General features: G+C 41.5%; 26 protein-coding genes and 1 other annotated feature. Of the genes, 1 reads left to right on the top strand and 25 read right to left on the bottom strand.

The annotated features are described in order from the left end of the window. Positions 1–40 precede the first annotated feature (40 nt). From cccA to rpsU, 23 genes are all read right to left on the bottom strand, one after another. Positions 41–400, bottom strand: coding sequence for a cytochrome c550 (gene cccA, locus AWT60_RS14250; protein ID WP_024423014.1), 360 nt, complete (start codon positions 398–400; stop codon positions 41–43). Between the two features lie 301 nt (positions 401–701). Next, the gene (rpoD, locus tag AWT60_RS14245) at positions 702–1,823 is read right to left on the bottom strand and encodes an RNA polymerase sigma factor RpoD (RefSeq protein WP_008342392.1); all 1,122 of its coding nucleotides are present in this window, start codon (positions 1,821–1,823) and stop codon (positions 702–704) included. Between the two features lie 206 nt (positions 1,824–2,029). Further along, entirely contained in the window at positions 2,030–3,859 is a 1,830-nt protein-coding gene (gene dnaG / locus AWT60_RS14240) for a DNA primase (protein WP_041106905.1), read from the bottom strand. A gap of 33 nt (positions 3,860–3,892) precedes the next feature. Then, positions 3,893–4,393, bottom strand: coding sequence for a YaiI/YqxD family protein (locus AWT60_RS14235; protein ID WP_024423016.1), 501 nt, complete (start codon positions 4,391–4,393; stop codon positions 3,893–3,895). 261 nt (positions 4,394–4,654) lie between these two features. Continuing rightward, positions 4,655–5,476, bottom strand: coding sequence for a pyruvate, water dikinase regulatory protein (locus AWT60_RS14230; protein ID WP_008342399.1), 822 nt, complete (start codon positions 5,474–5,476; stop codon positions 4,655–4,657). A gap of 25 nt (positions 5,477–5,501) precedes the next feature. Beyond that, complete coding sequence (ccpN, locus tag AWT60_RS14225; protein ID WP_024423017.1) at positions 5,502–6,140, bottom strand: transcriptional regulator CcpN; 639 nt, start codon at positions 6,138–6,140, stop codon at positions 5,502–5,504. 167 nt (positions 6,141–6,307) lie between these two features. Further along, positions 6,308–8,353: a glycine--tRNA ligase subunit beta gene (gene glyS / locus AWT60_RS14220; protein ID WP_218677391.1), complete on the bottom strand. Its 2,046-nt coding sequence runs from the start codon at positions 8,351–8,353 to the stop codon at positions 6,308–6,310. Beyond that, positions 8,346–9,233, bottom strand: coding sequence for a glycine--tRNA ligase subunit alpha (glyQ, locus tag AWT60_RS14215; protein ID WP_012010611.1), 888 nt, complete (start codon positions 9,231–9,233; stop codon positions 8,346–8,348). Before glyQ ends, glyS begins: the two co-directional genes overlap by 8 nt. Before the next feature lie 112 nt (positions 9,234–9,345). Next, positions 9,346–9,523, bottom strand: a binding site (T-box leader). Positions 9,524–9,562: 39 nt separating this feature from the next. Next, positions 9,563–10,333, bottom strand: coding sequence for a DNA repair protein RecO (recO, locus tag AWT60_RS14210; protein ID WP_218677390.1), 771 nt, complete (start codon positions 10,331–10,333; stop codon positions 9,563–9,565). A gap of 35 nt (positions 10,334–10,368) precedes the next feature. Next, positions 10,369–10,512 (bottom strand): YqzL family protein, encoded by a 144-nt coding sequence (locus AWT60_RS14205; RefSeq protein ID WP_003217288.1) that lies wholly within the window; start codon positions 10,510–10,512, stop codon positions 10,369–10,371. A 147-nt stretch (positions 10,513–10,659) separates the two neighbouring features. Then, complete coding sequence (gene era / locus AWT60_RS14200) at positions 10,660–11,565, bottom strand: GTPase Era (protein ID WP_007501305.1); 906 nt, start codon at positions 11,563–11,565, stop codon at positions 10,660–10,662. Beyond that, on the bottom strand, positions 11,558–11,956 hold the full coding sequence (locus tag AWT60_RS14195) for a cytidine deaminase (protein WP_008356263.1): 399 nt from the start codon (positions 11,954–11,956) through the stop codon (positions 11,558–11,560). Before AWT60_RS14195 ends, era begins: the two co-directional genes overlap by 8 nt. A 113-nt stretch (positions 11,957–12,069) precedes the next feature. Further along, a complete protein-coding gene (locus AWT60_RS14190) occupies positions 12,070–12,456 on the bottom strand; it encodes a diacylglycerol kinase family protein (protein WP_075623736.1) in 387 nt (128 codons plus the stop codon). Beyond that, a complete protein-coding gene (ybeY, locus tag AWT60_RS14185; RefSeq protein WP_041106915.1) occupies positions 12,434–12,913 on the bottom strand; it encodes an rRNA maturation RNase YbeY in 480 nt (159 codons plus the stop codon). The genes AWT60_RS14190 and ybeY overlap by 23 nt, the downstream gene beginning before the upstream one ends. Further along, entirely contained in the window at positions 12,914–15,025 is a 2,112-nt protein-coding gene (locus tag AWT60_RS14180) for an HD family phosphohydrolase (RefSeq protein WP_369810472.1), read from the bottom strand. Positions 15,026–15,139: 114 nt separating this feature from the next. Then, a complete protein-coding gene (locus AWT60_RS14175) occupies positions 15,140–16,099 on the bottom strand; it encodes a PhoH family protein (protein WP_024423023.1) in 960 nt (319 codons plus the stop codon). Between the two features lie 3 nt (positions 16,100–16,102). Continuing rightward, on the bottom strand, positions 16,103–17,293 hold the full coding sequence (gene yqfD, locus AWT60_RS14170; RefSeq protein ID WP_024427959.1) for a sporulation protein YqfD: 1,191 nt from the start codon (positions 17,291–17,293) through the stop codon (positions 16,103–16,105). A gap of 18 nt (positions 17,294–17,311) precedes the next feature. Beyond that, positions 17,312–17,593 carry a sporulation protein YqfC gene (gene yqfC, locus AWT60_RS14165; RefSeq protein ID WP_012010618.1) on the bottom strand — a complete coding sequence of 94 codons (282 nt, stop codon included), beginning with the start codon at positions 17,591–17,593 and terminating at the stop codon, positions 17,312–17,314. Between the two features lie 205 nt (positions 17,594–17,798). Beyond that, positions 17,799–18,296 (bottom strand): hypothetical protein, encoded by a 498-nt coding sequence (locus AWT60_RS14160; protein WP_076840452.1) that lies wholly within the window; start codon positions 18,294–18,296, stop codon positions 17,799–17,801. Positions 18,297–18,327: 31 nt separating this feature from the next. Then, complete coding sequence (gene floA / locus AWT60_RS14155; RefSeq protein ID WP_041106923.1) at positions 18,328–19,320, bottom strand: flotillin-like protein FloA; 993 nt, start codon at positions 19,318–19,320, stop codon at positions 18,328–18,330. 27 nt (positions 19,321–19,347) lie between these two features. Further along, positions 19,348–20,661, bottom strand: a complete 1,314-nt coding sequence (locus AWT60_RS14150) for an NfeD family protein (protein ID WP_041106925.1) — start codon at positions 20,659–20,661, stop codon at positions 19,348–19,350. A 140-nt stretch (positions 20,662–20,801) separates the two neighbouring features. After that, a complete protein-coding gene (locus tag AWT60_RS14145) occupies positions 20,802–21,251 on the bottom strand; it encodes a GatB/YqeY domain-containing protein (protein ID WP_024423028.1) in 450 nt (149 codons plus the stop codon). Between the two features lie 14 nt (positions 21,252–21,265). After that, positions 21,266–21,439: a 30S ribosomal protein S21 gene (gene rpsU / locus AWT60_RS14140; protein WP_003152957.1), complete on the bottom strand. Its 174-nt coding sequence runs from the start codon at positions 21,437–21,439 to the stop codon at positions 21,266–21,268. A gap of 182 nt (positions 21,440–21,621) precedes the next feature. On the opposite strand from rpsU, the gene AWT60_RS14135 reads away from it, so the two are divergent. After that, on the top strand, positions 21,622–22,551 hold the full coding sequence (locus tag AWT60_RS14135) for a Na/Pi symporter (RefSeq protein ID WP_075623531.1): 930 nt from the start codon (positions 21,622–21,624) through the stop codon (positions 22,549–22,551). A 41-nt stretch (positions 22,552–22,592) separates the two neighbouring features. Here the strand turns inward: AWT60_RS14135 and mtaB are convergent, their stop codons facing one another. Together mtaB and AWT60_RS14125 are read right to left on the bottom strand one after the other, a co-directional pair. Then, the gene (gene mtaB / locus AWT60_RS14130; protein WP_076840450.1) at positions 22,593–23,951 is read right to left on the bottom strand and encodes a tRNA (N(6)-L-threonylcarbamoyladenosine(37)-C(2))-methylthiotransferase MtaB; all 1,359 of its coding nucleotides are present in this window, start codon (positions 23,949–23,951) and stop codon (positions 22,593–22,595) included. After that, positions 23,939–24,721 carry a 16S rRNA (uracil(1498)-N(3))-methyltransferase gene (locus tag AWT60_RS14125; RefSeq protein WP_218677389.1) on the bottom strand — a complete coding sequence of 261 codons (783 nt, stop codon included), beginning with the start codon at positions 24,719–24,721 and terminating at the stop codon, positions 23,939–23,941. The genes mtaB and AWT60_RS14125 overlap by 13 nt, the downstream gene beginning before the upstream one ends. Positions 24,722–24,723 lie beyond the last annotated feature (2 nt).

Below are 24,723 nucleotides of genomic sequence, written 5' to 3'. Positions count from 1 at the left end.
AAAAAAGCTCTTCTTTTGAAAAAGAGCTTTTTGTATAAGATTATTTAATTTTAGACACCCATTCCGCCATTTCATCGAGCTTTTCATTTGGAATCAGCCCGCCTGGCATCCCGTTGCCGCCTTCTTGAATTTTCTTCTTGATGTCGGCTACTTCAAGCTTGTCTCCAACACCTTTTAATGCAGGACCTGCACCGCCTTCATAGTTTTCCCCGTGACAGCTTATGCAGTTCTGCTTATACAATTCTTCCGGCGTTGCATTTGCTGTCTCTTCTTGCTTTTGCTCTTTGCCCCCTGAGGCAATCTTTTCTTCATCTTTCAGCCCCTTCATTGATAAGAAAAAAGTGAGTCCAATACCTAAAATGGCAATCAATAAAAATGGTATAAGTGGATTCCGTTTCATTTCTTTCATCCTCCCCTTTGTGAAAACCCCTTTGAGACTATGCAAACAATTCTAATTCTACTTTAATTTTACAAAAAGTAAACGAATTATGATACAAAACTTTGGTCAAGTTCACAGATTAGACAAAAATGATTCAAGATGAGAAATGAAGCCTTCAGCACATTTAGATGTATTTTTTATACATCTTTTCTCTAAGAACGTTGCAAATTCATTTGTTATTCAGTAAAATATAATCAGATTGAAAAAAGCGTTTTCATTTTTGATAAGAAAGAACGGATCTCTTTCAAGATCCGTCCGGTTTCTACTCTAAGAAGTCTTTTAATCGTTTACTTCTGCTTGGGTGTCTTAATTTACGAAGAGCTTTCGCTTCAATTTGTCTGATACGCTCTCTTGTTACGCCGAACACCTTACCAACCTCTTCTAACGTGCGAGTTCTTCCGTCGTCTAGTCCGAAACGTAGTCTTAGCACATTTTCTTCACGGTCCGTCAGCGTGTCTAATACATCTTCAAGCTGCTCTTTTAAGAGTTCGTACGCAGCGTGGTCAGATGGAGATGTCGCCTCTTGGTCTTCGATAAAATCACCAAGATGCGAGTCATCTTCTTCACCAATAGGTGTTTCTAAAGATACAGGCTCTTGCGCAATTTTAAGAATCTCTCTTACCTTTTCTGGAGTTAAATCCATGTCTTCAGCAATTTCCTCAGGCGTTGGTTCTCTGCCTAGGTCTTGCAGAAGCTGTCTTTGAACACGGATCAATTTATTAATCGTTTCCACCATATGAACCGGGATCCGGATTGTTCTCGCCTGATCGGCAATCGCACGTGTGATCGCCTGTCTAATCCACCAAGTCGCATATGTTGAGAATTTATATCCTTTGCGGTAATCAAACTTCTCAACCGCCTTCATCAGACCCATGTTTCCTTCTTGAATCAAGTCAAGGAACAGCATACCACGACCGACATAGCGTTTCGCAATGCTGACAACGAGACGAAGGTTCGCTTCCGCTAATCTTCTTTTTGATTCCTCATCGCCCTCTTCGATCTTTTGAGCATACGTAATTTCTTCTTTTGCAGATAACAAATTGACGCGTCCGATTTCTTTTAAGTACATACGAACAGGATCATTGATTTTGACACCTGGTGGTACGCTTAAATCATTCAGGTCAAATTCTTCTTCTGCTTTAGCCAGCTGCTGAACATTTGGGTCTTCTGTCTCTTCGTTTTCACTAATGAGCTCTACACCCTGTTCGCCTAAGTATTCATAGTATTCATCCATTTGGTCTGATTCAATTTCAAAGCTAGACATACGCTCTGCAATTTCTTCGTATGTTAAAACGCCCCGTTTTTTACCCGTTTCAGTGAGCTTATCTCTCACCTGTTCAAAGGTTAATTCAGTTTCGGTTTCGTGGGCTTGTTTATCAGCCATTATGGATCCCTCCTTCCAAAGCTTGCAACGAATTCTAAAGTAACTTGCGATTTACTTCCGCCCTGCTTTTCTCTCTCTATCAAACAGATGACGAAGCAAATAGGAAATAAAATAAATAATGATGAAGGCAAGATGCTTGCGGTCTTATGCTCCTCCCGTAAAGGATTCATTGCCAGCCGTAAGTCCTGTCATTAATAATAGACGTATTACTTCAGCGAACGGTTCAACTGAATAATTTCTTTTGCAAGTGTTGCCGCTTTGAAGAAATCTTTTTGCCTCTCCGCTTCTGCACGTTCTAGTTCTTTTTCCTTTATCATTGACAAATTCCGATGATTCAACACTTTTTTTACATAATCACTTAATTCAGCTTCACTTAGTTCGTCTCCGACTTGAATCATCAATATATCCGTCAACAGCTGATTCATGACATCATCTTCTATCCGGTTCATCAGGTGCTGCGGCGTTGGTTCTTTGCCTTCTTCATACAAGGCATAAATGTACGTTGCCAGCGCCCTGTGCGAATCTATATTAAATTCAATCCCGATTCTGTCAAGTACTTTGCGGATCACGTCATCGCTTTTTAACATATGTGCAAGCAGCATTCGCTCTGCATTTTCATATGCCGGCCGCAGACGCTTTCTTCTCACTTGTGTTGACAGATGTGCACGCCGTTTTTCAAGCCCGTTTTCTTCCTGCGTGCTTTTGGTTTCTTGCCGCTGCTGTTTTTCAAACAGCTCCAGTTGTTCTTTTAATGAATCAAGTGAGATCGAAAACTCCCCAGCAAGCTGTTTCATGTAAATCTCTTGCTCCAAAGAGCCATTTAACCGGCTGATTTCTCGGAGAACCTGCTTCATATAAGTAAGACGGTCTCCTTCGTCTGATAAGTTTTTTCCTCTTCGGAAAAAATTCATCTTAAACGTCATTAATGTCACACTTGCATCTATGATGTCATTCCTAAATTTCTCGCCGCCATATTTACGAATGTAATCATCTGGATCAAGTCCATCTGGTATCATGGCAACGCGAACTTTACATCCTCTTTTTCCAAGCAAATCTGATGCTTTCATGGTCGCTTCGTATCCGGCCGTATCAGAGTCATAGCAAAGGATGATCTCTTCTACGTTCCGCCTGAGAAGCTTTACGTGCTCTTCTGTAAGAGACGTACCCATTGTTGCAACACTTTCACCGACACCTGATGTAACAGCTGAGATGACGTCTGCAAATCCTTCAAAAAGAACTGCCCGTTCGCGTTTGCGAATATGCATACGTGCGTCATGAAAGTGATAAAGCAGCTTACTTTTATGAAAAAGCGGCGTTTCAGGACTATTCATATATTTAGGCTGCTGATCACCAAGCGATCTTCCGGAAAAAGCGATGACCGTTCCATGATGATCATGAATGGGAAACATGACACGATCTCTAAAGCGGTCAAAAAAGCCTGTGCCGTTTTCACGTTGAATCAAAAGACCAGCCTTCTCCATCATCACAGGATCAAATCCTCGTTTTTCTAAAAACTTGGTCACGAAATCCCAAGAATCAAGAGCATACCCGATCTCAAACTTGGCAATGGTTTCATCCGTAAAGCCTCTGGACCGTAAATAATCGAGTGCGTTTTGACCTTCTTTTGTATTTACCAGCAAATGGTGGTAAAATTTCTTAAGAAGCTCATGGGCCTCAATCATTTTATGATCTGCAGTGTCCTCTTGCTGAGAGGAACTCATCTGAGCATTCGCCACCTGCTCAGGCAGATCAATATGGTACTTATCAGCCACATGTGAAACGGCTTCAATAAATGAGTAGCCCTCCATTTGTCTGAGGAAAGAAAACACATTGCCTCCTGCACCACAGCCAAAACAATGGAAGATTTGCTTATCTGCTGAAACAGAGAATGAAGGAGTATTTTCACCATGGAATGGACAAAGACCGAAGTAATTTCGACCTTGCTTTCTAAGCTGTACGTATTCTCCAATCACTTCGACAATGTCTGCGTTTTTTTGGATCTGCTCCAAAAGTTCATCTGGTATACGTTTGCTCATCCTAATAACACTCCGTCGTACATTATTCGCCTTTTAATTTAAAAATCCTTCATGATTCGACAGGATTTTTTGTAGTTGCGCCATAAATCGCTTCTTATCCTCTTCTAAAAGCTTTTTGGGACCTTTTCCGTATACACCTTTTCTTCGCTGTTTGCTGGAAACATGCCTGCGTTCCAAATCAAAATCAATTGTTTCGTTTGTGTACATTCGTCCTCTTTCAGACAGAACAATGACCTGTCTCGGAAGCAGTAAGGAGGCAAGACCAATGTCTTGGGTGACGACAATATCATGTGCGGCAGCTGAGTTGGCAATGACTAAGTCCGCTGCTTCCTTATGTGTATCTACAAACCGCCAATCTTCAAGTGGAGATCTTTTGGTTTGAAAATGCTCATATGAAGCAATGAATGTCACTGGTACTTGAAATTGAGATGCGACAGAAAGGATTTCGTCTTTTACAGGACAAGCATCTGCATCGACATAAATCGTCCTCTCTTTTTTACGTTCATTCAGGTGACTAATTCTCCATCCCTCCACCTTATTCCTGCTTTAGAGAAGCAAAAAGACCATACTTTTCCCCCATAGAGCAATCAACAGTAAAACTCATTTTGTCGAAAAGTTATGTTCAGAATCACTTGACTTCTGCCAATATTAGTTTATTCGTTCTTGACTTAACTTAAACCTAAAATCAATCATTTTATCACAATTTTTTATTATAATACAAATGCAGCAAATATGCTATTGTTTTTGTTTACCCGTTTCCCACCATAGGAAAAACCCAGGAGGAGCATCCTGAGTTTATTCGGAACCTCTTTTGGTCAGCATTTGATGAATGACATTTGCCGTTTCCTCAACTGCTTTATTCGATACATCAACGACTTGACAGTTAATGCGGTCAACCACTTTTTCAAAATACTCTAGTTCCTCTTTAATCCGCTCAATGTTCGCATAAATAGCGCGATCATTTAAACCAAGAGATTTTAACCGCTCTTTGCGAATATGATTTAATTTGTCTGGACTAATTTTCAAACCGATACATTTCTTCGGATCAACTGAAAATAACTCTTCTGGCGGATCAACTTCAGGTACAATTGGAACGTTCGCTACCTTCAGCCGTTTATGCGCTAAATATTGAGATAATGGCGTTTTGGACGTGCGTGATACACCAATGAGCACAATATCAGCCTTTAGAATACCTCTTGGGTCTCTGCCGTCATCGTATTTCACAGCGAACTCGATAGCTTCTACCTTTTTAAAATAGTCCTCATCTAATTGACGTACACGACCCGGCTCATGTTTCGCTTCATTTCCATATGCCGTCTCCATTTTATCAATGAGTGGACCGATGATGTCATAATAAACAACACCGTTTGCTTCTGCTTCCTCAATTAAGAATTGGCGCATTTCTGGCACAACAAGAGTAAAGCAGACGATCCCATTATCTGCTTTCGCCAGTGAAATGACTTCTTTAATCGTACCAACATCCTCTACATACGGGATTCTTCTAATATTTGAATGGTCTGATGAGCCGCCATCAAATTGGCTAAGCGCCGCTTTGACCACGAGCTCTGCCGTTTCTCCTACTGAATCTGATACCACAAAAATTACGCGATTACTCATAACATCCCCTCGCAGTCTTCTGTCATTAGATTATTTCGTTCTCCGATAAGCTAACAAGTATTTTCGTCATGTTTGTTTTCGTAATTCTACCGACCACTTCAAAGCCTTTATCCGTATCTTTTATCACAGGAAGTGCATCTATTTGCTTTTCAATCAAGTGCTTCGCCACATCCATAATGAAATCTTCCTTGCGGCAAACGGTGATGTTCGGCATTCTTGTCATAATAATATGGACAGGGATAGATGGAAGCTCCTGTTTCCCTATACTTGCGCGAAGGAGGTCTTTTCTTGATAACACACCTGTTAAAATAGAGTGATCGTCCACAACGAATAATGTGCCCACATCCTCTAAAAACATCGTACAAATCGCATCATAAACCGAAACATTCTCATGTATCACCACTGGAATGGATTGAAAGTCTTTCACTTGAAGTTTTTTCAGCTTATCTGCGAGAAGCTGCGTGCCTGTTTTTCCTGTGAAAAAGTAGCCGACCCTTGGTCTTGCTTCTAAAAAGCCTGACATTGTTAAAATGGCTAAATCCGGTCTGAGGGTCGCCCTTGTTAAGTTCAGCCGATCGGCGATATGCTCTCCAGTGATCGGACCATTCTCTTTGACAATCTGTAAAATCTGCTCTTGCCGTTTATTTAACTCGATTGTACTCACCACCTTTAAATAGAGAGAGCGAAATCTTTATTTTATGTATATCATTTTCATAACTCATCATATTATAGCGCATCTTTGTCCGAATGAAACAAAAATCCACTCAAAAACCGTGAATTAAATGAGTAAAAAACGATTGCCCTTCGGAAAAGGCAACCGTTCTTAGGTATTTATTTTACAATTAAATTGTTCATATTCGCAAATGATTGAATGACTTTGGCTAGTTTGACCATTTGTGCCAAACGATTTCGCTTCAGTTTTTCATCATCCGCATGAACCATTGTATGATCGAAATAATGAACAATCGGTGTTTTTAACGTATCTAGCGCCTCAAGTGCCAGGCTGTATTGTGCTGCTGCTACATGTTCCTTTACAGCTTTCTCTACTTGCTGATACGCCTCAAACAGCTTTTGCTCATATTCATTTTCAAACAGTTCAGGCTGAATCTCTGCGTCTTCCCCTTTTTTACTGATTGAAATGACGCGTCCCAATGCTTCAGCCGTTTCTTTGAAGCTTTCTTGTTTCACACTCTCTTCAAGAACAGCTGCTTTTTTGACGACTGCATATGGCTCAATATTTTCAACATCCAGCACTGCATCAACAACATCATGGCGAATATGCTCTGCTTGAAGAACATACTTTAAACGATGCGTTAAAAATTCAATCAGAGCAGCTTCATGTTCTGCCTTTACTTGAGCAAGTGCTAACAGCTCTTTAAATGAAATATTCCAATGACGGTCGAGCAGGATTTGAACGATACCGCTCGCTTGTCTTCTAAGTCCATAAGGGTCTTGAGAACCCGTTGGGATTACATCAATTGAGAAGAATGAACAAATAGAATCAAGCTTATCTGCTACTGCCACAATCGCACCAATCAAAGTGGATGGCGCCTCGTCACCAGCAAAGCGCGGCATATAGTGCTCGTTGATGCTTCTTGCTACTTCTTCATGTTCACCAAGAGCTCTTGCATATTTCTCACCCATGATTCCTTGTAATTCTGGGAATTCATAGACCATTTGAGTCACAAGATCAAACTTCGAAATACTTGCTGCTCTCGCCACACGTTTAGTGGTTTCGTCATCTGCCCCGACATGCGCCGCTAGACGAGTTGCAATGTCTGTCACTCTCTTCAGCTTGTCGCCGATTGTTCCAAGTTTCTCATGGAATACCACTTTATCAAGCTTTTTAATATTGTCTTCAATCACTAGTTTTTCGTCTTCTTTATAGAAGAATGCAGCATCTGATAAACGCGCACGAAGTACTTTTTCATTCCCTCTTGCGACATTTTCCAGCGCCTCACTGTTTCCATTTCTGACTGTAATAAAGTGCGGCAATAATTCTCCTTGCTCATTTTTCACAGGGAAGTAGCGCTGATGCTCTTTCATTGTTGTCACCAATACTTCTTCCGGCAATGCAAGAAACTCCTCTTCAAAGGAACCAAACAGCACAGTTGGGTATTCTACAAGATCATTCACTTCTTCTAGAAGTTCAGGATCAACAGGAATGACCCAGCCTTTTTCTGAAGATAGCGCATTTAGCTGTTCAGTAATTAATTGTTTTCTTTTATCTGAGTCTGCAATCACAAATTGATCGCGCAATGTTTGTTCATAGGAAGCAGGTGTGTCAATGCTGGCTGTTGTTCCAAGGAAACGGTGTCCTCTTGTTTCACGGCCACTTTTCACACCAGCAATTTCAACAGGTACAATCTCTTGTCCAAATAAACAAACAATCCATTTAATCGGACGGATATAGCGTAAATCTTCGCTTCCCCATCTCATGTTCTTTGGAAAGCTTAATGAAGCAGCGATCTCACCTAACGCTGGCAGAAGGTCTTTGACTTGCTTACCTTCTTGAAACTTTTGGACATGGACATAATCCACTCCTTTGATCTCTTTGAAATAGAGATCATCTGTTGAAGCACCTTGGCCCCGGGCGAAGCCTTCAGCAGCTTTTGTCCAATTGCCTTCGGCATCTTGGGCAATCTTTTTAGCTGGGCCTTTTGCTTCTTCTTTGATGTCTTCTTGTTTTTCTGCGACACCTTTCACAAGTACAGCAAGACGTCTTGGTGAGTTGAATAAAGCAGTCTCTTCGAATGAAATATTTTGCGTTTCAAACCATGCTTTTACTTTCTCACCTAGCTGTTTTGTGCTCTCTGGCATGAAACGAGCCGGCATCTCTTCTAAGCCGATTTCAAGTAATACATCTTGTTTATTCATGAGAAGCCGCCTCCTCTTTTAGCATAGGGAATCCCAATTTTTCGCGTTCTTCATAATAGGTTTTGGCTACTTTTCTTGCTAACTGACGCACTCTTCCGATATAACCAGTTCGCTCAGTCACAGAAATAGCGCCCTTTGCATCAAGCAGGTTAAACGTATGAGAGCATTTGAGGACATAATCGTATGCCGGGTGAACAAGCCCTTTGTCCATTTGACTATGTGCTTCTTTCTCATAGGTTGTAAATAGCTCGAACAGCATGTCAGTATTAGATGTTTCAAATGTATAAACAGAGTGCTCATATTCAGCCATTAAGAATAAATCTCTGACCGTAAATCCGTCTGTCCATTCAAGATCGAAGACATTCTCTTTGTCCTGGATGTAAGAAGCAAGACGTTCAATACCGTATGTGATTTCAACAGAAACCGGCTTACATTCTAAGCCGCCGACTTGTTGGAAATACGTGAATTGTGTAATTTCCATCCCATCAAGCCATACTTCCCATCCAAGTCCTGCACAGCCAAGAGATGGATTTTCCCAGTTGTCTTCCACAAAACGAATATCATGTTTCAGCGGGTCAATGCCAAGTGCCTTCAATGATTCAAGATATAGTTCTTGAATATTGTCAGGTGATGGCTTAATGATCACTTGAAATTGATGATGCTGATACAATCTATTTGGGTTTTCTCCATATCTGCCATCAGCCGGGCGTCTTGAAGGCTCTACATATGCTACCTTCCATGGCTCTGGGCCGATGCTTCTGAGGAACGTGTATGGACTCATCGTTCCGGCACCTTTTTCTGTGTCATACGCCTGCATTAATACGCAGCCTTCATTTGACCAATGCTTTTGCAGCGTCAAAATCATGTCTTGAATATTCAATGATCGCACCTCCATCTTTTCTACACCAACCGCTATGTATGGCGGGTGGGATTAGAACCTTGTAAGAGAACACAAAAACTCCCGTCTCTATGCTCGCAAGGTTCTTTGCAAACATAGGGACGAGAGTTTTTCCCGCGGTTCCACCCTATTTGCTGGTGTCGTAGCATCCAGCCGCTTTGTTTTACGCTGCTCAAGAATGCCTTTCGTTACGCCTCCATCCTTAGCTCACACCGCCCTAAGGTCGCTTTTATGGATTTTACGTAAGTACTTCTTTCTGTCAATGCAACATATTTTATCTTAGATGATCTTACAAAAAGTCATGGGAGATGTCAACTTTTGTTTTCGTCACCCATTAGCTTTTTCATGGATTCCATCTGATTCATGAATTTTTTTGATTTTAAATAGAGGCCAGAATATTCGTCATAGTAGTGATCAAGCACTTGACGAATTTCTTGTTTCGTCTGCGGCTTCACATCAACCTGACCAAGCCTTGATAAATCAAAATAATGAAACAAACGGAGCAGCCTTGCAGCTGCGGGGGACAAGGGCAGTTTATATGGATCTTTCGAAAAACAATTTTGGCAAATGAAGCCGTTATCTCTTATCGAGAAATGGAACTGCCCTTCTTTTTGACCACAGTGAACACATTGATCAAGTTCAGGCTTCATCCCCATCACTGATAACATTTTAACCTCTACGATAAATAAAATAATATCAGCATCTGTGCCTTCGTTGAGATGACGCAGAGATTGAAGCAGAAGCTCAAACAAATAAGGGTTTGGCTTTTTTTCTTCTGTCCCTTTATCCATCAATTCCGTCATATATGCGGCATATGCGGTCAGAAATAAGTCTTCCCGAATGGCCCGCATACTTTCAATCATTTCGCCTTGCTGGAGCGTTCCAAGTCCTGTTGATGATTGGATAAGAAAGGTGCCGTATAAAAACGGCTGGCTTATGGCTGACAGGCGGCTGTTTGATTTTTTTGCGCCTCTTGCCATCACGCCAATTTTTCCATGTTCTCTTGTGAGCAGCGTGACAATTTTGTTTGTTTCGCCATAATCTGTTGTTCTAAGGACGATTCCTTCACTTTTAATGAGCATTTGTCTACACTCCGAACGCTGGAGGGGGTCAAGAATTATAAGATTGGAAAATCAAATCGTGCTATTTCTTCTTCAAGTACATCGGGTCTTTCCAGGTTCTCCTTTTCTAACTCTTTGAAAAGCAGATACGTGTCAACGCTTCCTGTTTGTGAAAATACGTTCCATGTAAAATTCAACATAAAAACCCCACCTTTCTTTATTAGAAGCAGCAACGCTACATCCAACATATTAATTTTATCTTGACCAGGCTACCTCCATTTCATGATAAACAATTTTTACTAATCGAACCGCACCATTGTCAGATTTGCTGACAAATGCGCGATTTTTTAATATTCGTCTTCTCTAAATCCGAAGTCACGCAAGTGAGTGGATTTATTACGCCAGTCCTTCTGAACTTTGACCCAAAGCTCTAAATACACTTTTGAGCCTAGAAGTGCTTCAATATCTCTGCGCGCTTTTTGTCCCACTTCTTTTAACAAGCTGCCTCGTTTACCAATGACGATCCCTTTTTGCGAATCACGTTCTACGACAATGGTCGCCGCGACATGGATCTTGCCGTTTTCATCTGGCTTAATCGATTCAATCGCAACCGCAATACTGTGCGGAATCTCTTCTCTCGTTAAATGCAGCACTTTTTCACGAATTAATTCAGAAATAATAAACCGTTCTGGATGATCTGTTACTTGATCTGCCGGATAAAATTGAGGGCCCTCTGGAAGATAACCTTCAATCTGCTGAAGAAGCGTGTCGATATTGTTTCCTTCAAGAGCTGAAATGGGCACAATTTCCTTGAATGGGTAACGTGTGCGGTATTCATCAATTAAAAGGAACAGTTCATCTGGATGAATTTGGTCAATTTTATTAACGACTAGGAACACCGGTGTAGATGTTTGCTTTAGTCGTTCAATGATGAATTCATCACCTTTGCCATAGCCTTCCTGTGCGTTGATCATAAACAAGATCAGGTCGACTTCCTTCAGTGTATTTTGAGCCACCCTCATCATAAAATCACCAAGCTTATGCTTAGGTTTATGAATCCCCGGTGTATCGATAAAGATCGTTTGTGATGTGTTGGTTGTCAAAACACCTTGCACTTTGTTTCGCGTCGTTTGGGGCTTATCGCTCATGATGGCGATCTTTTGTCCAATGACACGATTAAGAAAGGTTGATTTCCCTACATTTGGTCTTCCAATAATTGATACAAATCCTGATTTGAAACTTTCGTTAGTCATTTAAATCCTCCGGTGAAAATGCGCCTGGCAATAGTTCATTTACTGTTGTTTCGTATATATGTCCTTTTAAGTTCGTTAGAATCACTGGCATATCAGGTGCACATAGCTCTGAAATGACCTGTCTGCATGCGCCGCACGGCGAAACAGGACGGTCTGTATCAGCCACCACTGCTAACATTTGAAAAGATGTAATGCCTTCTGAATAGGCTTTAAAAAGTGCTGTTCTTTCCGCACAATTACACATACCATATGCTGCATTTTCAATGTTGCAGCCGCCATACACTTTTCCATCATTCGACAGTAATGCTGCACCGACTTTGAATTTAGAATAGGGTACATATGCAAAATCTCTTGCTTTGATTGCTTCTGAAATCAACTCTTGTTTGTTCATTCCTAGTTCCCACTTTCAGAAGAAATGGTACCACTGTCACATTTATATTTTACATAATTCACGTGACATTTTCACGCCCATTTCTAAAAATGTTAATAAATAGTAATATTGTTCTATTGCATGATCTTCGGTAAGAAGATGATCAACCCAATCATAACCGAAATCGCGGCGTAAACGCAAACAGCGCCTGCCGCAGCGTCCTTCGCTCTCTCTGCAAGCGGGTGCCTTTCTTCTGTCATCAGATCCACTGTATGTTCAATGGCTGTATTGACAAGCTCAAGCGCAAACATTCCCCCGCAAAGAAGAAGAATGATCAGCCATTCAAATGGGTCTATGCGGAACCAAAAGCCGCAGATCACCACGATGATGGCTGCGACTGTGTGAAATCGAAAATTCCGTTCATTCAAGAAAGTTCGCCATATTCCTCTAAATGCATAGTAAAAACTCCGAAAAAAACGGGCGAGCGGCCTTCTTTTCTTACGATGATCTCGAAAGACCATAATCATCCAAGATTTTTGTCTGTTTGGCGAACATTTCTTTTTCCTCTTCCTCTGTCATATGATCATACCCAAGCAAATGGAGGAAGCCATGAATCGTTAAGAATCCAAGCTCTCTCATAAAGGAATGTCCATATTCCTCTGCCTGCTCTTTCGTTCGATCCACACTAATGATAATGTCACCAAGTACAGGCGGGATATCATCCGCTCCAATGATTTCAATCTCCCCTTCTCCTTCTTCCTCAAGTGCAAAGGAGATCACATCTGTTGGTGCGTCTTTTCCGCGGTATTCTTTATTGATTTGATGAATCTCTTCATTCGAAACGATCGTCACTGATACTTCCGCTTGATCCTTGACCTCAAGTTCATCTGCAGCAAACTGAAGAAGCTTTTCCACTTCTTCAAGCTGCTCTTTTGATACTTGTCCTGTTTCATCTATTAAATCGATTAACAATGTCATTTACTTCACCTTCTGCTTCGGGGCATCTGGATATTCAATCCGAGAATGGAAAATCCCCTTTAATGTTGTACAAATCGTTTGGCTGATAATATTTAATTCTTTAAATGTGAGGTCACACTCACTAAATTGCCCGTCCTGCATTTTATCTGAAATAATGCCTTTGACAAGCTTTTCAATCCGCTCTGGATTTGGATTATGCATCGAACGAACCGCCGCTTCAACGCTGTCAGCCACAGAAATAATCGCTGCTTCTTTTGATTGCGGCTTTGGACCAGGGTAACGGAATTCTTCTTCTGTCACCTGATCATCACGCTCTTTCGCCTTATAGTAAAAGAACTTTAAAAGAGACTTCCCGTGATGCTGTTCGGCAATGTCGACAAGTTCTTCAGGAAACTTCTTTTCTCTCAGCATATCAGCGCCATCTGTCGTATGGGCAATAATAATATTTTTACTCAGCTGAGGAGAAAGCTTGTCATGCGGATTATCAATGTTCATTTGGTTTTCGATAAAGTACTGCGGTCTTTTCGTTTTCCCAATGTCATGATAATAAGCACCGACTCTTGCTAAAAGACCATTTGCGCCGACTGCTTCACATGCAGCATCCGCTAAATTCGCCACCATGACACTATGATGATATGTACCTGGTGTCTCGGTTAAAATCTTTTTGAGCAGCGGATGATTTGGATTGGATAATTCAATCAGTTTCATTGTGGAAAGAATACCAAACATGCTCTCAAAAACAGGCATTAACCCAATAACCAAGATAGATGATGCAAACCCTGACACAATCGCCATCATAAGGTTCACACCGATTTCAAGCCCTGATGGTGAAGAGTTTTGGATGAGTGTAATGGATAAAACCACAAGTACATTCACCAAAGCTACCAAAAGCCCAGCCTGCAATATTTTAGATCTTGCATTATGTTTTCTTAAAAATAAAATACCCGCCATCCCGCTCATCAGATAATAAGCGCAGATCACATAGTTAAAGACGCCGGTTACTCCTTGATTAAACATCATACTGCCGCAAAGAGCAAATACAAGACCGGAGAAGATCGCTAATCGCTCATTAATGAGCAGCTTGATTAGCATCGTGCCAAGTGCCACTGGCACGACATAGCCTATCGTCGTATACTTCGTTTCTTGGAAGAGGCTGAACACTTCCATGATAATTAATATAATCGTGAAAATAAGCGAGTAAAGCAGTAACGACTTATTCTTATGGACAAGCGATTTTTTCCTCGATTCAAGGGAATGAACAATCGCTGCTAAGAAAAGTCCAATTAATATAAGAAGACCACTTACAGGCTTAAATAAATTTGAGCTGTTTAACAGACCCGTGAGTTCTAATTTGCGATAAACTTCCCGGTCAATGAGCTCTCCTTCTTCAACTAAGATTTGTCCTTGCTTAATTTGCACAGGCTGAATATTGTCAGCCGCTTCCTGTCTTTTCTTCTCTGTTGCCACTGGGTCAAATACATAGTTTGGAATGATCGCAAATTCACCGATTTCTTTCGCTGCATTTAAGTATTTTGATGGAATTGAATTGTTTTTAAGCTCTGTTTTGACTTGTTTTTTCTCATCTTGTAATTTCGCTGCTGTGATTTCTTTACTCATCAGTGAATTCACCACTGTGATGATGGAATCCTTAGTAAATGAGAGATTTTCATCACTTGCCTGGAGCAGTGCTTTGATGGATTGATCCGAAACAGCCTCCTGCATATCTGTTGTAAGCTTTTCTTTGACACGCTTGACCATTTCTTGATCTGATGGCGCGTTCTCTTTATCATCAGCTGCTTTCTTCTCTTCTTTAATGGCTTCAAAGAGGGATGAGATGAGGTCTACACGATTATCAGAATACGCTTTTTTGAGCGTATATTGATCTTCTACCTGATCTGTTGCTTCTTGTTTCTTTTCTTCTGTCGCTTCTTGATCATCAACGGTTGACGGAGAATAGATGGTCTGTTCGCTCACTGAAAATAAATCTAAGTCGAGCGATTCAGGCTTTACATGGAAGAAGAGCACCACGAATAAAATGGCTGCTAAACCAGCGTACAGCAAAACATTTAAATAACGTGAGCGCTCCATTTTCTGAGGTTCTTTTTTAGACAGCATTCTTTTGCGCTTACTGCCTTTTTGATTCTTTCTCAAGGAAAGTACCTCCTTTTTTACTTTAAACCACGATCGAAACAAAATGACCCGATGAAGACGATCGGGTCACTCAGTTCATTTTTGCTTTTCGTATGCGCCAATGATCTTCGCCACAAGCGGGTGTCTGACCACATCTGTCTGGTCTAATTCAATAAATGAGATGCCCTTGATCTCTGCAAGCATGTCCTTTGCAGCCGCAAGACCTGACTGCATGCCCTTTGGCAGATCAATCTGTGTAATATCTCCTGTAATGACCATTTTAGAGCCAAACCCAAGTCTCGTCAAAAACATTTTCATTTGGGCAGGTGTTGTATTCTGCGCTTCATCTAAAATCACAAATGCATCATCAAGCGTCCGGCCTCTCATATAGGCAAGGGGCGCTATTTCAATCACGCCGCGCTCGATTAAACGTTCCGTATGATCACTGCCAAGCACATCATGCAGGGCATCATATAGTGGTCTTAAATAAGGATCTACTTTTTCCTTTAGATCACCTGGTAAAAAGCCAAGGCTCTCTCCTGCTTCAACAGCTGGTCTTGTCAGGATAATCCGTTTTACATGTCCATTTTTCAGTGAATGTACCGCATTGACAACTGCCAAATACGTCTTCCCTGTACCAGCGGGTCCAATTCCAAAGACGAGGTCATCTTTTTTCATCGCCGCAGCATATTCCCGCTGGCCGATTGTTTTCACCCTGATCGATTTTCCTTTGGCATTTTTCGTAATTTCATCTTCATACATATTTTCAAAATAATTCAGCTTGTTTTTTTGCGCCATTTTAATGGCATAGACGACATCCCGTTCAGATATCTCAATTCCTTTACGGATGAGATGTAAAAGAGATGTGATCAAACGGCTTACTGTATCTCTTGATGCTTCCTCACCAGAAACATACACTTTTTCTCCACGCGTAATAATGGAGACGTTCAGCTCGTTTTCCATTAGTTTCAGATAAGCATCTTGATTGCCAAATAAAGCAATCGCTTCGTTTGGGCTATCCAATTTTTGTTGAATCTCAAGTAAATGTTCTGTCATTCTCTAGTCTCCCTGAACAATAGGTGTTGGTTGAACAATATCTTCTATTACTTGGTAAAGGATGATTAACTTAACTTTACCATTCCCTGTTGTCTCGTGCAAAACTTTTTCACTTTTCACCTCTCCTGTTTGACCTAGCTTCTCTTCTAATTCTTTTTTACCCATTTTAATCCCTGCTTGAACCGCTTCTTTATTTGTGTATTCTCGATTTATTTTCTCACTTTCACGTGTGATTTCCTTTTCATAAGAGAATGGGAGCTGCATGTTTAAGAAATGAAGCGGATGAACTTCTGTTTCTGTTTTTGGCTGCTTAAAATCATCCTTTTTAAAAGAAAAGCCCCAAAATGGCAGTGAGCCTCCAAATGCGGAGAGCTTGTGCTTTGTCTTCATTTTACCCGTAAAGACGTCAAAAGATGTTCGAAGAGGGACAGAAACTTCTGAACGATACCACGTTTCACCATAGATTTTCGCTTTGGCTCCTACCGTTTTTTGCTGATCTTCGCTGCCAATGAGTCCAGAGACAAGCATCTGTCCTTTCTTTACATGTTCATCAACCGCAGCAAGCGGCTCCCCTTTTTCTACATACATTCTCGTGATGACAGCCTTTTTCTTGGCGACGATATGCTGAGGACTCGTGTATTTCTCTTTTTCGGGTTCATTTTTTTCCACAACCTTCATTTGAAAGGTTGTGCCGTTTAGTTCTACGCCGACCCATGTGATGCTTGGAATATTGGTTGTAAGGGATTTTTGAATTTTTTCAGGTGTTCCCATGAGAAACTGAAAACGTCCTTTTTGCACCCCAATGTCGTCTAAATGCTTTCTCATTTGATGTTCAGTTTCTGGATTGGCTCCTTTAATATCAATTTTCCATACCATGTTTGAAAGCGCCAATATCGTCACTAGAAAGCATACAATCCCAAGGGTAAATCCGATATTCTTCCTTGACCATAGGAGTAGAAATGGAAAGCCCTTTTTTTGATGAAATGAACATGTCACGTCATGATGTCTGCGTACTTTTCTGAAGGCATGTACATCTGATAAGCGAATAAATAAGCGCACGCTGTCTTGACGGCGGCTCACTTGAAACATTGTGATCCCCTGCCTCGTGCACTCATTAATGAGCCGCTCAATGCCGTTTCCTTTGATCTCCACTTCCACTCTGCCAATAAAATAGGCGAACCATTTATTCTTCACGCTTCTCCCCTCCGTCAGTTAAGAATCAATATAACGGACCTCATCGATTTTCCCTTCCAATAAAATCTCTTCTGGCAAAATCGTTTTAATCACAAAATCTTTCCCTGAAATAATGCATTGTCCCTGTTTGAGCATCAGCCTTACCTCTTGATCACTGAAAAGCAAAAGCCCTTTATGGTTCTCTATGTAAATGTGGAGTCTGCCAACCATCGTAATACGGGGAAGATCCATCATCACGTCTGGAGGGATTTCAAGTGTTCTTGTCAGCCATGCTTTAAGTCGATTTTTTCTTTTTCCCATTCAATAAGAACCCCTTCCCACCTCATGTGTATGAGATCAAACTGAAAGATGGTGAGACTGATGAGAAAGCCTCTATATCATCCTATTCCTCAGGGGTTCATATCATGCTAATGAATCCCGTAAAATAGCCTTTTCAGCATTTTCTTCAAGAAAAATCGTCATCAGGCAAAAAAAGCCCCCTTTATGAAAAAGGGGGCTTTCTTCTTTATCTTTTATATGGCCGTTTCATCGTTCTGTGCGGCTTTTTCGCGCGCGGCTCTCCAAATACTTCTCCAAGGAGCATTCCTTGAACAATTGTATCTTGGTTCAGCTTCTCAATGATTTTTGGCTTCTCTTCAGCAGATGCAGCCTTTGGCCTTGTCAGCTCTCTTTCAAGCGATTGGAACTCTTTGTTCAGCTCGTTTTTTCTTTCTTCCATTTCGGCAAGTGTAGCCGTATAGCGATCTTGTAAGGACTGAGAAGTTTTTTTCTTCATCCCGCCATGATCATGCACATCACCGAAATCGTCCAGCTGATCCGTCACGACTGGATCTGGACTTGTTTGCTTTGTTTGCTTTTGGGGCACCTGCTTACGCTGAGGAGCGGGCTTCTTTTGCTGATTCTGCTCTTCGTTCTCCTCTTGTTTGCCGATCTTCCCAAAGACGGCAGAGATGATACCGATGATAATCGCAATTAGTAGCGGATTTTCAAATAGAATGTCCAATGGGCTCCCTCCTTAAAGCGTGAGAGGATGCTTATTTGTTTTCATTATCAGATGGACCTTTTGTCATTTTGCCAAATGAATCTCTCATATCCGTATCAGCATCGATATTCTTAATGTTCATGTAGTCCATGACACCAATATTGCCTTCACGTAATGCTTCAGCCATTGCAAGTGGTACTTCAGCCTCTGCTTCTACGACTTTCGCGCGCATTTCTTCAACTTTTGCACGCATCTCTTGTTCTTGTGCAACAGCCATTGCGCGGCGTTCTTCTGCTTTCGCCTGTGCAATATTTTTGTCTGCTTCTGCTTGGTCTGTTTGTAGAATTGCCCCGATGTTCTTACCGATATCAACATCTGCGATATCAATCGAGAGAATTTCAAATGCAGTACCTGAATCTAATCCCTTACCAAGAACCGTTTGAGATATCATATCAGGATTCTCAAGAACCTTTTTATGATTATCTGATGAACCGATTGTAGAGACAATCCCTTCACCTACACGGGCAATAATTGTTTCTTCTCCTGCACCACCGACAAGTCGGTCGATGTTTGCACGAACTGTAATACGTGCTTTTGCTTTGACTTCAATCCCGTCCATCGCAACACCAGAGATAAATGGTGTTTCAATGACTTTAGGATTTACACTCATTTGAACTGCTTCTAGTACGTCACGGCCTGCTAGGTCGATGGCTGCACAGCGGGCAAAGTTCAATTCGATATTCGCGCGTTGAGCTGCAATTAATGCGTTCACCACTCGGTCCACGTTACCACCTGCAAGATAGTGGCTCTCCAGCTGGTTAATCGACACATCAAGACCTGCTTTATGTGCTTTGATGAGCGGATTGACCACTCGGTTTGGTATCACTCGGCGCAGTCTCATTCCTACAAGTGTAAAAATGCTCACTTTTACGCCAGCCGCTAGGGCAGAAATCCACAGCATCACCGGTACAAAGGTGAAAAAGATCGATAGAACAATCAAACCTGCTGCGATAATCACAAATAATAGTAAAGTAGATGGATCCATTTTATTCCTCCTCTAAAATCAGTATATCTATACTTTCCTCACGACAATGCGTGAGCCTTCCGCTTTCACAATTTTTACTTGTTCATCTTTATCGATAAAGGCACCTTCTGACACAACATCAATGCGCTCATCTCCGAGTACGATCGTACCAGATGGACGAAGTGCGGTAGCTGTCACTGCGATTTGTCCAACAAGATCCTCTCTTGTTTCATTGGAGACATAACCGCTTTCCTTATTGGTTGAATCGGTTAAAATGAACTTTTTAAAGAATTTCATACGTTTCCCCAACACCTTTGTCAATAAAATAACTGCTATGATTGAAACAGCAGTGGCAATCAAGATGGAAATCGCCATTTCTGTAAAGCTTCCAGCTGCTAAAAATAAGCTGACAACGACACAGATCAGTCCAATGACACCTACGATTCCCCCTGGCAAAAACAATTCCAGAATGATGAGTGCAATCCCTGCTAAAAACAGGAACAACGTCTCATATCCTGCAAAACCTGCCACGAGATGACCATAAAAGAATAGAAGAAGCGCTGTCACTCCCATGGTGCCCGGGACCCCAAAGCCAGGAGAATAGAGCTCAACAACTAACCCTAAACTTGCAATGGATAAAAGGATTGGGATGACAATTGGGTGCGTAAGAAAACGCGCAACCTTTTCAGCAAAGCTCACTTCATCGTATTGAACAGAAGCATCTTTTAATTTCAGCTTCTGAAGCAAGTCATCCATATTTTTTGCTTCCCCTTCTGCATAACCGAATTGCAGCGCCCGGTCTGTGTTGAAGGTGAGCAATTCTCCTTTTGGTGCACCGGCTTCTTTTGCGTCTATATCTATATCCGCCATGGCAAGAGCATACTTTGGATCACGCCCCTGCTTTTCGGCAGCATCACTCATTTCAGCAAGCCATAAAGATTCAGATTTTTGATCGGCAGCATTGCCTTCTCCATCAATGATCGCAGCAGCCCCCATCTTTCCATTCGGGGTCATATAGATTTGATCGGCATTTAACGCGATGAAGGCCCCGGCTGAAAGCGCTCTATGATTGACAAACGCTGTTACTGGGATATCGGAAGCACGTATAGTATCTGCGATCTCAAGCGCTGCATCGACTGCACCACCCGGTGTATTGATGTCGAGAATAATATGCTTCGCCCGTTCGGACTTTGCCTGCTCAAACGATCGTTCAATGAATTTAGAAAGTCCTTTTTCTACTGTATCTTCAATTGGGATAACATGAACTTTCTGATCTGCTGATTTCGCGGTCAATTGAACCCCTAATAACAAGCATATTATAAAACAACTGAAGAGAGCAATAGAAATTTTTATTTTTTTCATCTATTTGGTGATCCCTCCTCTCTTTCTTCCATTTTACTGTTCCTTTACATACGTTACAAATGTATCATAGGTTTCATTTTTATATGACAGAATCACGAGGGCATAAAAAAAGTACCCTTCTAACAATAGAAGGATACTTTTTATTGAGACAGCTGCTCGCTGACAAGTCTGTTAATGACAGCTCCATCAGCTTTACCTTTTACTTTTGGCATAATAGCGCTCATGACTTTACCCATATCAGCCTTCGAGGAAGCACCTGTTTCAGTGATCGTTTCTTTCACGATCGTTTGCAGTTCTTCTTCAGAAAGCTGTTCAGGTAAATAAACGTCTAATATGTCAATCTCTTTTTGAACTTTATCTACTAAATCTAAGCGATTAGCTTTCGAAAATTCATGGAGGGAGTCTTTACGTTGCTTAATCTCGCGGGAAAGGACGGTTAGTTCCTCATCGCCGGTCAAACTGTCTTTCTTAAGCTTAATTGCTTCATTTTGCAGCGAAGCCTTTACCATACGAATGACAACAAGCTTGTCTTTCTCACGGTTTTTCATCATAAGCTTCATATCAGAATTTAATTGCTCAAGAAGACTCATAAAATCCACCCTCTTTAGAATTTACGTTTTCTAGCAGCTTCAGACTTTTTCTTACGCTTTACGCTAGGCTTTTCATAAAATTCACGCTTTCTTGCTTCTTGCAATGTTCCAGTTTTGGATACACTGCGTTTAAAGCGACGAAGAGCATCTTCAAGCGATTCGTTTTTTCTAACGACCGTTTTTGACATTCTCTTTCCCTCCCTCCGAATACACCAATCGACTGCATTAAAAAAAGATATACATGCAAAACATGTACCTAGACATTATAATATAAGCCTAGTGTGAGGTCAACTAAGTGATTTGGAAATATATTTTCGTCATGAGCAGGTAGACAAGTCCATATATTCATTGGTAAGAGGAGGACTTTTCTATGATGGCGATCATTTATTTTTGTGCACTTATTTTCATTTTTTTATGGTCAATGGGTTTGCTGAGAAAAGGATTAATGGCGCTTGCTTCGTCTCGTATTGAGAAATCACTTCTTCTCTTTACAGATCACCCGGTAAAAGCATTCTTGGTCAGCATTGTGTTTACAGGGGTTCTACAAAGCAGTTCTGCTTTTATGGTCATCGTCATTGGCTTTGTCAGTACTGGCATTCTCTCTTTTAAAAAATCGATCCCAATGATTCTTGGAACCAATATCGGCTCCACGTTTACGACAGAATTTATCGCCATTAAAATGGACGTGTTCATGTGGGTTTTGATCATAGCCGGTATTGTATTTATCCTTTTTGGCAGGACATCTTTTAGACATGCAGGAAAAAGTTTATTTGGGCTCGGGATGATCTTTTTTTGCATACAAGGCTTTTCAAAAATTGCAGGGATGATGACAAGCCAGCCTGAGACATTGCGTTTTCTTGAAATGATGCAGCATTCAGACTGGACAGCGCTGCTTTCGGGTACCATTTTCACAGCAATTGTTCATTCGAGCTCAGTCTGTATCGGTATTTTAATGGGATTTATGAATGAAGGAACTGTGGCACTTCAGGAAGGCATCAGCTTTGTGTTGGGGTCCAATATTGGGACATGTATTACGGCTGTGATGGCTGCGATATCTGGCGGCTACGCAGCACGTCAAACGGCTTATGCACACGTCGTGTTTAATGTGCTTGGGGTTCTTTTATGCCTGCCGTTTCTCGCCCTGATTACAGAGGTTGTCGCCCTTCTCGCAAGCTCACCCGCCCAGCAGATTGCGCATTTCAGTCTGCTGTTTAATGTGGCAAGCTCTCTCCTCTTCTTCCCGTTCATACGCCCTTTTCACGCATTGATCTTGTGTCTCATGCCGAATCAGTCAAAATAAAAGAAACCGGCTTGCCCTTTTGGCTGCCGGTTTTTTATCTATTATGAGGTCATTCTCACTTTGTCTGGCTGCACATCATCGCTGATGCGAACGAATTGTCCTTCGTTATAAGGATAGCCCGCTTTCGTAATTTTCACTTTGACCAGACGGCCGATCATGTCCTCTGTCCCTTCAAAAACAACTTTCATGTAGTTATCGGTATAACCTACATAAAGATTGTGGTTTCCTTCTTGTTCTTTGAAGGATTCTTCCGGAATAATCTCTAGCACATCACCTTCGTATGCTGATGCATACTCTTTCGCAAGCTGGTCAGAAAGAGCGATCAAACGGTGGACACGTTCGTTTTTCACATGTTCATCCACTTGATCTTCCATTCTTGCAGCCGGGGTACCTGTACGTTTGCTGTAAGGGAATACGTGCAGCTCAGAGAATTGATGATCTTTGACAAAATTGTACGTTTCCAAGAACTCTTCTTCTGTTTCCCCAGGGAATCCAACGATCACATCAGAGGTGACAGCAAGTCCTGGCAATGCTTTTTTCAGCTTTGTTAAACGCTCTGCAAAGAATTCCATCGTATATTTACGGCGCATTCTTTTTAGCACAGTATTTGAGCCAGATTGAAGCGGGATGTGTAAGTGTCTGACAATTTTATCTGACTGATCAAGCACTTCAATCACTTCATCTGTAATTTGACTTGCTTCAATAGATGAAATACGGATTCGTTTTAAGCCAATAACACGTTCATCTAATTCTCTCAAAAGCTTTGCAAAGTTATAATCCTTTAAGTCTTCTCCGTATCCGCCTGTGTGAATACCTGTCAGCACAATTTCTTTATAGCCCGCATCAACAAGCTGCTGCGCTTGATTGATGACCTCTTCTGGATCACGAGAACGAAGAAGGCCGCGCGCCCAAGGAATAATGCAGAATGTACAGAAATTGTTACAGCCTTCTTGGATTTTTAATGAAGCGCGCGTTCTGTCTGTGAAGGCAGGAACATCAAGTTCTTCAAACACACGTGCTTTCATGATATTGCCAACCCCGTTGATCGGCTGTCTTTCTCTGCGGTATTCTTCAATATAGCCTAGTAATTTATGTCGGTCCTGTGTCCCAACCACAATATCAACACCAGGAATCGCCATGATTTCTGCTGGTGATGTTTGCGCATAGCAGCCTGTTACACAAATGACACCATCCGGGTTATGGCGAATAGCTCTTCTAATGACTTGGCGGCTTTTCTTATCGCCTGTATTCGTGACCGTACATGTATTAATGACATATACATCTGCTTTTGATTCATACTCTTTTCTTTCATAGCCAGCTTCTTTAAACAGCTGCCAGATCGCCTCTGTTTCATAGTGGTTGACCTTACAGCCAAGTGTATGGAACGCTACTGTTCCCATGATGATTCACCTCTTAATAACTCTGTTTGATAAGATATAGCGGAAAGCGCATATAAAGGAGCAGTTTCTGTTCTTAAAATGCGCGGTCCAAGCCCGCAAATGACTGCACCAAGCGTTTCAAGCTCTTCTATCTCCTTTTCTGCCAAACCGCCTTCAGGGCCAAAAACCACTAGCAAGGTTTGTCCGCCTTTCATCTGTTGAAGCACAGTTTGAAAGCGGCTTTGCTCTCCTTCTTTCGATGATTCTTCGTATGCAACGACACATTTATCGAATTCACCAGCTAATTGCGTCAGCTCTTTAAACGTTGATACTGAATAAACACGCGGAATGATATTCCGGTAGGACTGCTCGGCTGCTTCTTTCGCGATTTTCTCCCAGCGCTCTCGTTTTTTATGTGACTTTTTTTGGTCTAGCTTTGTAATAGAACGAGCCGCTTGAAACGGGATAAAAGCACTTGCGCCAAGCTCTGTGCCTTTTTGGATAATGAGCTCAAGCTTATCTCCTTTTGGAAGACCGCTTGCAATCGTCACCCTAATCGGAAGTTCTCTGTCTTGATTTGTCCAGCTTTCAAGGTGACAAATCACTTCTTCCTTTGTTATTGTATCAATTTTACTGAGCGCTTCAAAGCCGTCTGTCGTTAAACAAAGGATTTCCTGCCCTGCTTTCATCCGCATGACATTGGAAAGATGATGTACATCTTCACCTTTTATAACGATGGCTCCCTTTAACGTCACTTCTTCTTTCGTGAGGTCGATAAAATATCGTTGCATAC

The sequence above is a fragment of the Bacillus sp. F2HM genome (assembly GCF_019266135.1).
Classification (GTDB): domain Bacteria; phylum Bacillota; class Bacilli; order Bacillales; family Bacillaceae; genus Bacillus; species Bacillus safensis.
This window is presented reverse-complemented; position numbering and strand designations above follow the sequence as displayed.

Coding starts and splice junctions, on each gene's coding strand:
- AWT60_RS14205 (WP_003217288.1), bottom strand. CDS start 10,512: ATGTTGAATTTTACATGGAACGTATTTTCACAAACAGGAAGCGTTGAC.
- dnaG (WP_041106905.1), bottom strand. CDS start 3,859: ATGAGCAAACGTATACCAGATGAACTTTTGGAGCAGATCCAAAAAAAC.
- recO (WP_218677390.1), bottom strand. CDS start 10,333: ATGCTCATTAAAAGTGAAGGAATCGTCCTTAGAACAACAGATTATGGC.
- AWT60_RS14150 (WP_041106925.1), bottom strand. CDS start 20,661: ATGAAAAAAATAAAAATTTCTATTGCTCTCTTCAGTTGTTTTATAATA.
- rpsU (WP_003152957.1), bottom strand. CDS start 21,439: ATGTCAAAAACGGTCGTTAGAAAAAACGAATCGCTTGAAGATGCTCTT.
- AWT60_RS14175 (WP_024423023.1), bottom strand. CDS start 16,099: ATGACAGAACATTTACTTGAGATTCAACAAAAATTGGATAGCCCAAAC.
- glyS (WP_218677391.1), bottom strand. CDS start 8,353: ATGAATAAACAAGATGTATTACTTGAAATCGGCTTAGAAGAGATGCCG.
- era (WP_007501305.1), bottom strand. CDS start 11,565: ATGACTAACGAAAGTTTCAAATCAGGATTTGTATCAATTATTGGAAGA.
- AWT60_RS14195 (WP_008356263.1), bottom strand. CDS start 11,956: ATGAACAAACAAGAGTTGATTTCAGAAGCAATCAAAGCAAGAGATTTT.
- AWT60_RS14190 (WP_075623736.1), bottom strand. CDS start 12,456: ATGGTCTTTCGAGATCATCGTAAGAAAAGAAGGCCGCTCGCCCGTTTT.
- ybeY (WP_041106915.1), bottom strand. CDS start 12,913: ATGACATTGTTAATCGATTTAATAGATGAAACAGGACAAGTATCAAAA.
- floA (WP_041106923.1), bottom strand. CDS start 19,320: ATGGATCCATCTACTTTACTATTATTTGTGATTATCGCAGCAGGTTTG.
- AWT60_RS14230 (WP_008342399.1), bottom strand. CDS start 5,476: ATGAGTAATCGCGTAATTTTTGTGGTATCAGATTCAGTAGGAGAAACG.
- rpoD (WP_008342392.1), bottom strand. CDS start 1,823: ATGGCTGATAAACAAGCCCACGAAACCGAAACTGAATTAACCTTTGAA.
- mtaB (WP_076840450.1), bottom strand. CDS start 23,951: ATGGGAACAGTAGCGTTCCATACACTTGGCTGTAAGGTCAACCACTAT.
- AWT60_RS14125 (WP_218677389.1), bottom strand. CDS start 24,721: ATGCAACGATATTTTATCGACCTCACGAAAGAAGAAGTGACGTTAAAG.
- AWT60_RS14135 (WP_075623531.1), top strand. CDS start 21,622: ATGATGGCGATCATTTATTTTTGTGCACTTATTTTCATTTTTTTATGG.
- cccA (WP_024423014.1), bottom strand. CDS start 400: ATGAAACGGAATCCACTTATACCATTTTTATTGATTGCCATTTTAGGT.
- AWT60_RS14145 (WP_024423028.1), bottom strand. CDS start 21,251: ATGAGTCTTCTTGAGCAATTAAATTCTGATATGAAGCTTATGATGAAA.
- yqfC (WP_012010618.1), bottom strand. CDS start 17,593: ATGGGAAAAAGAAAAAATCGACTTAAAGCATGGCTGACAAGAACACTT.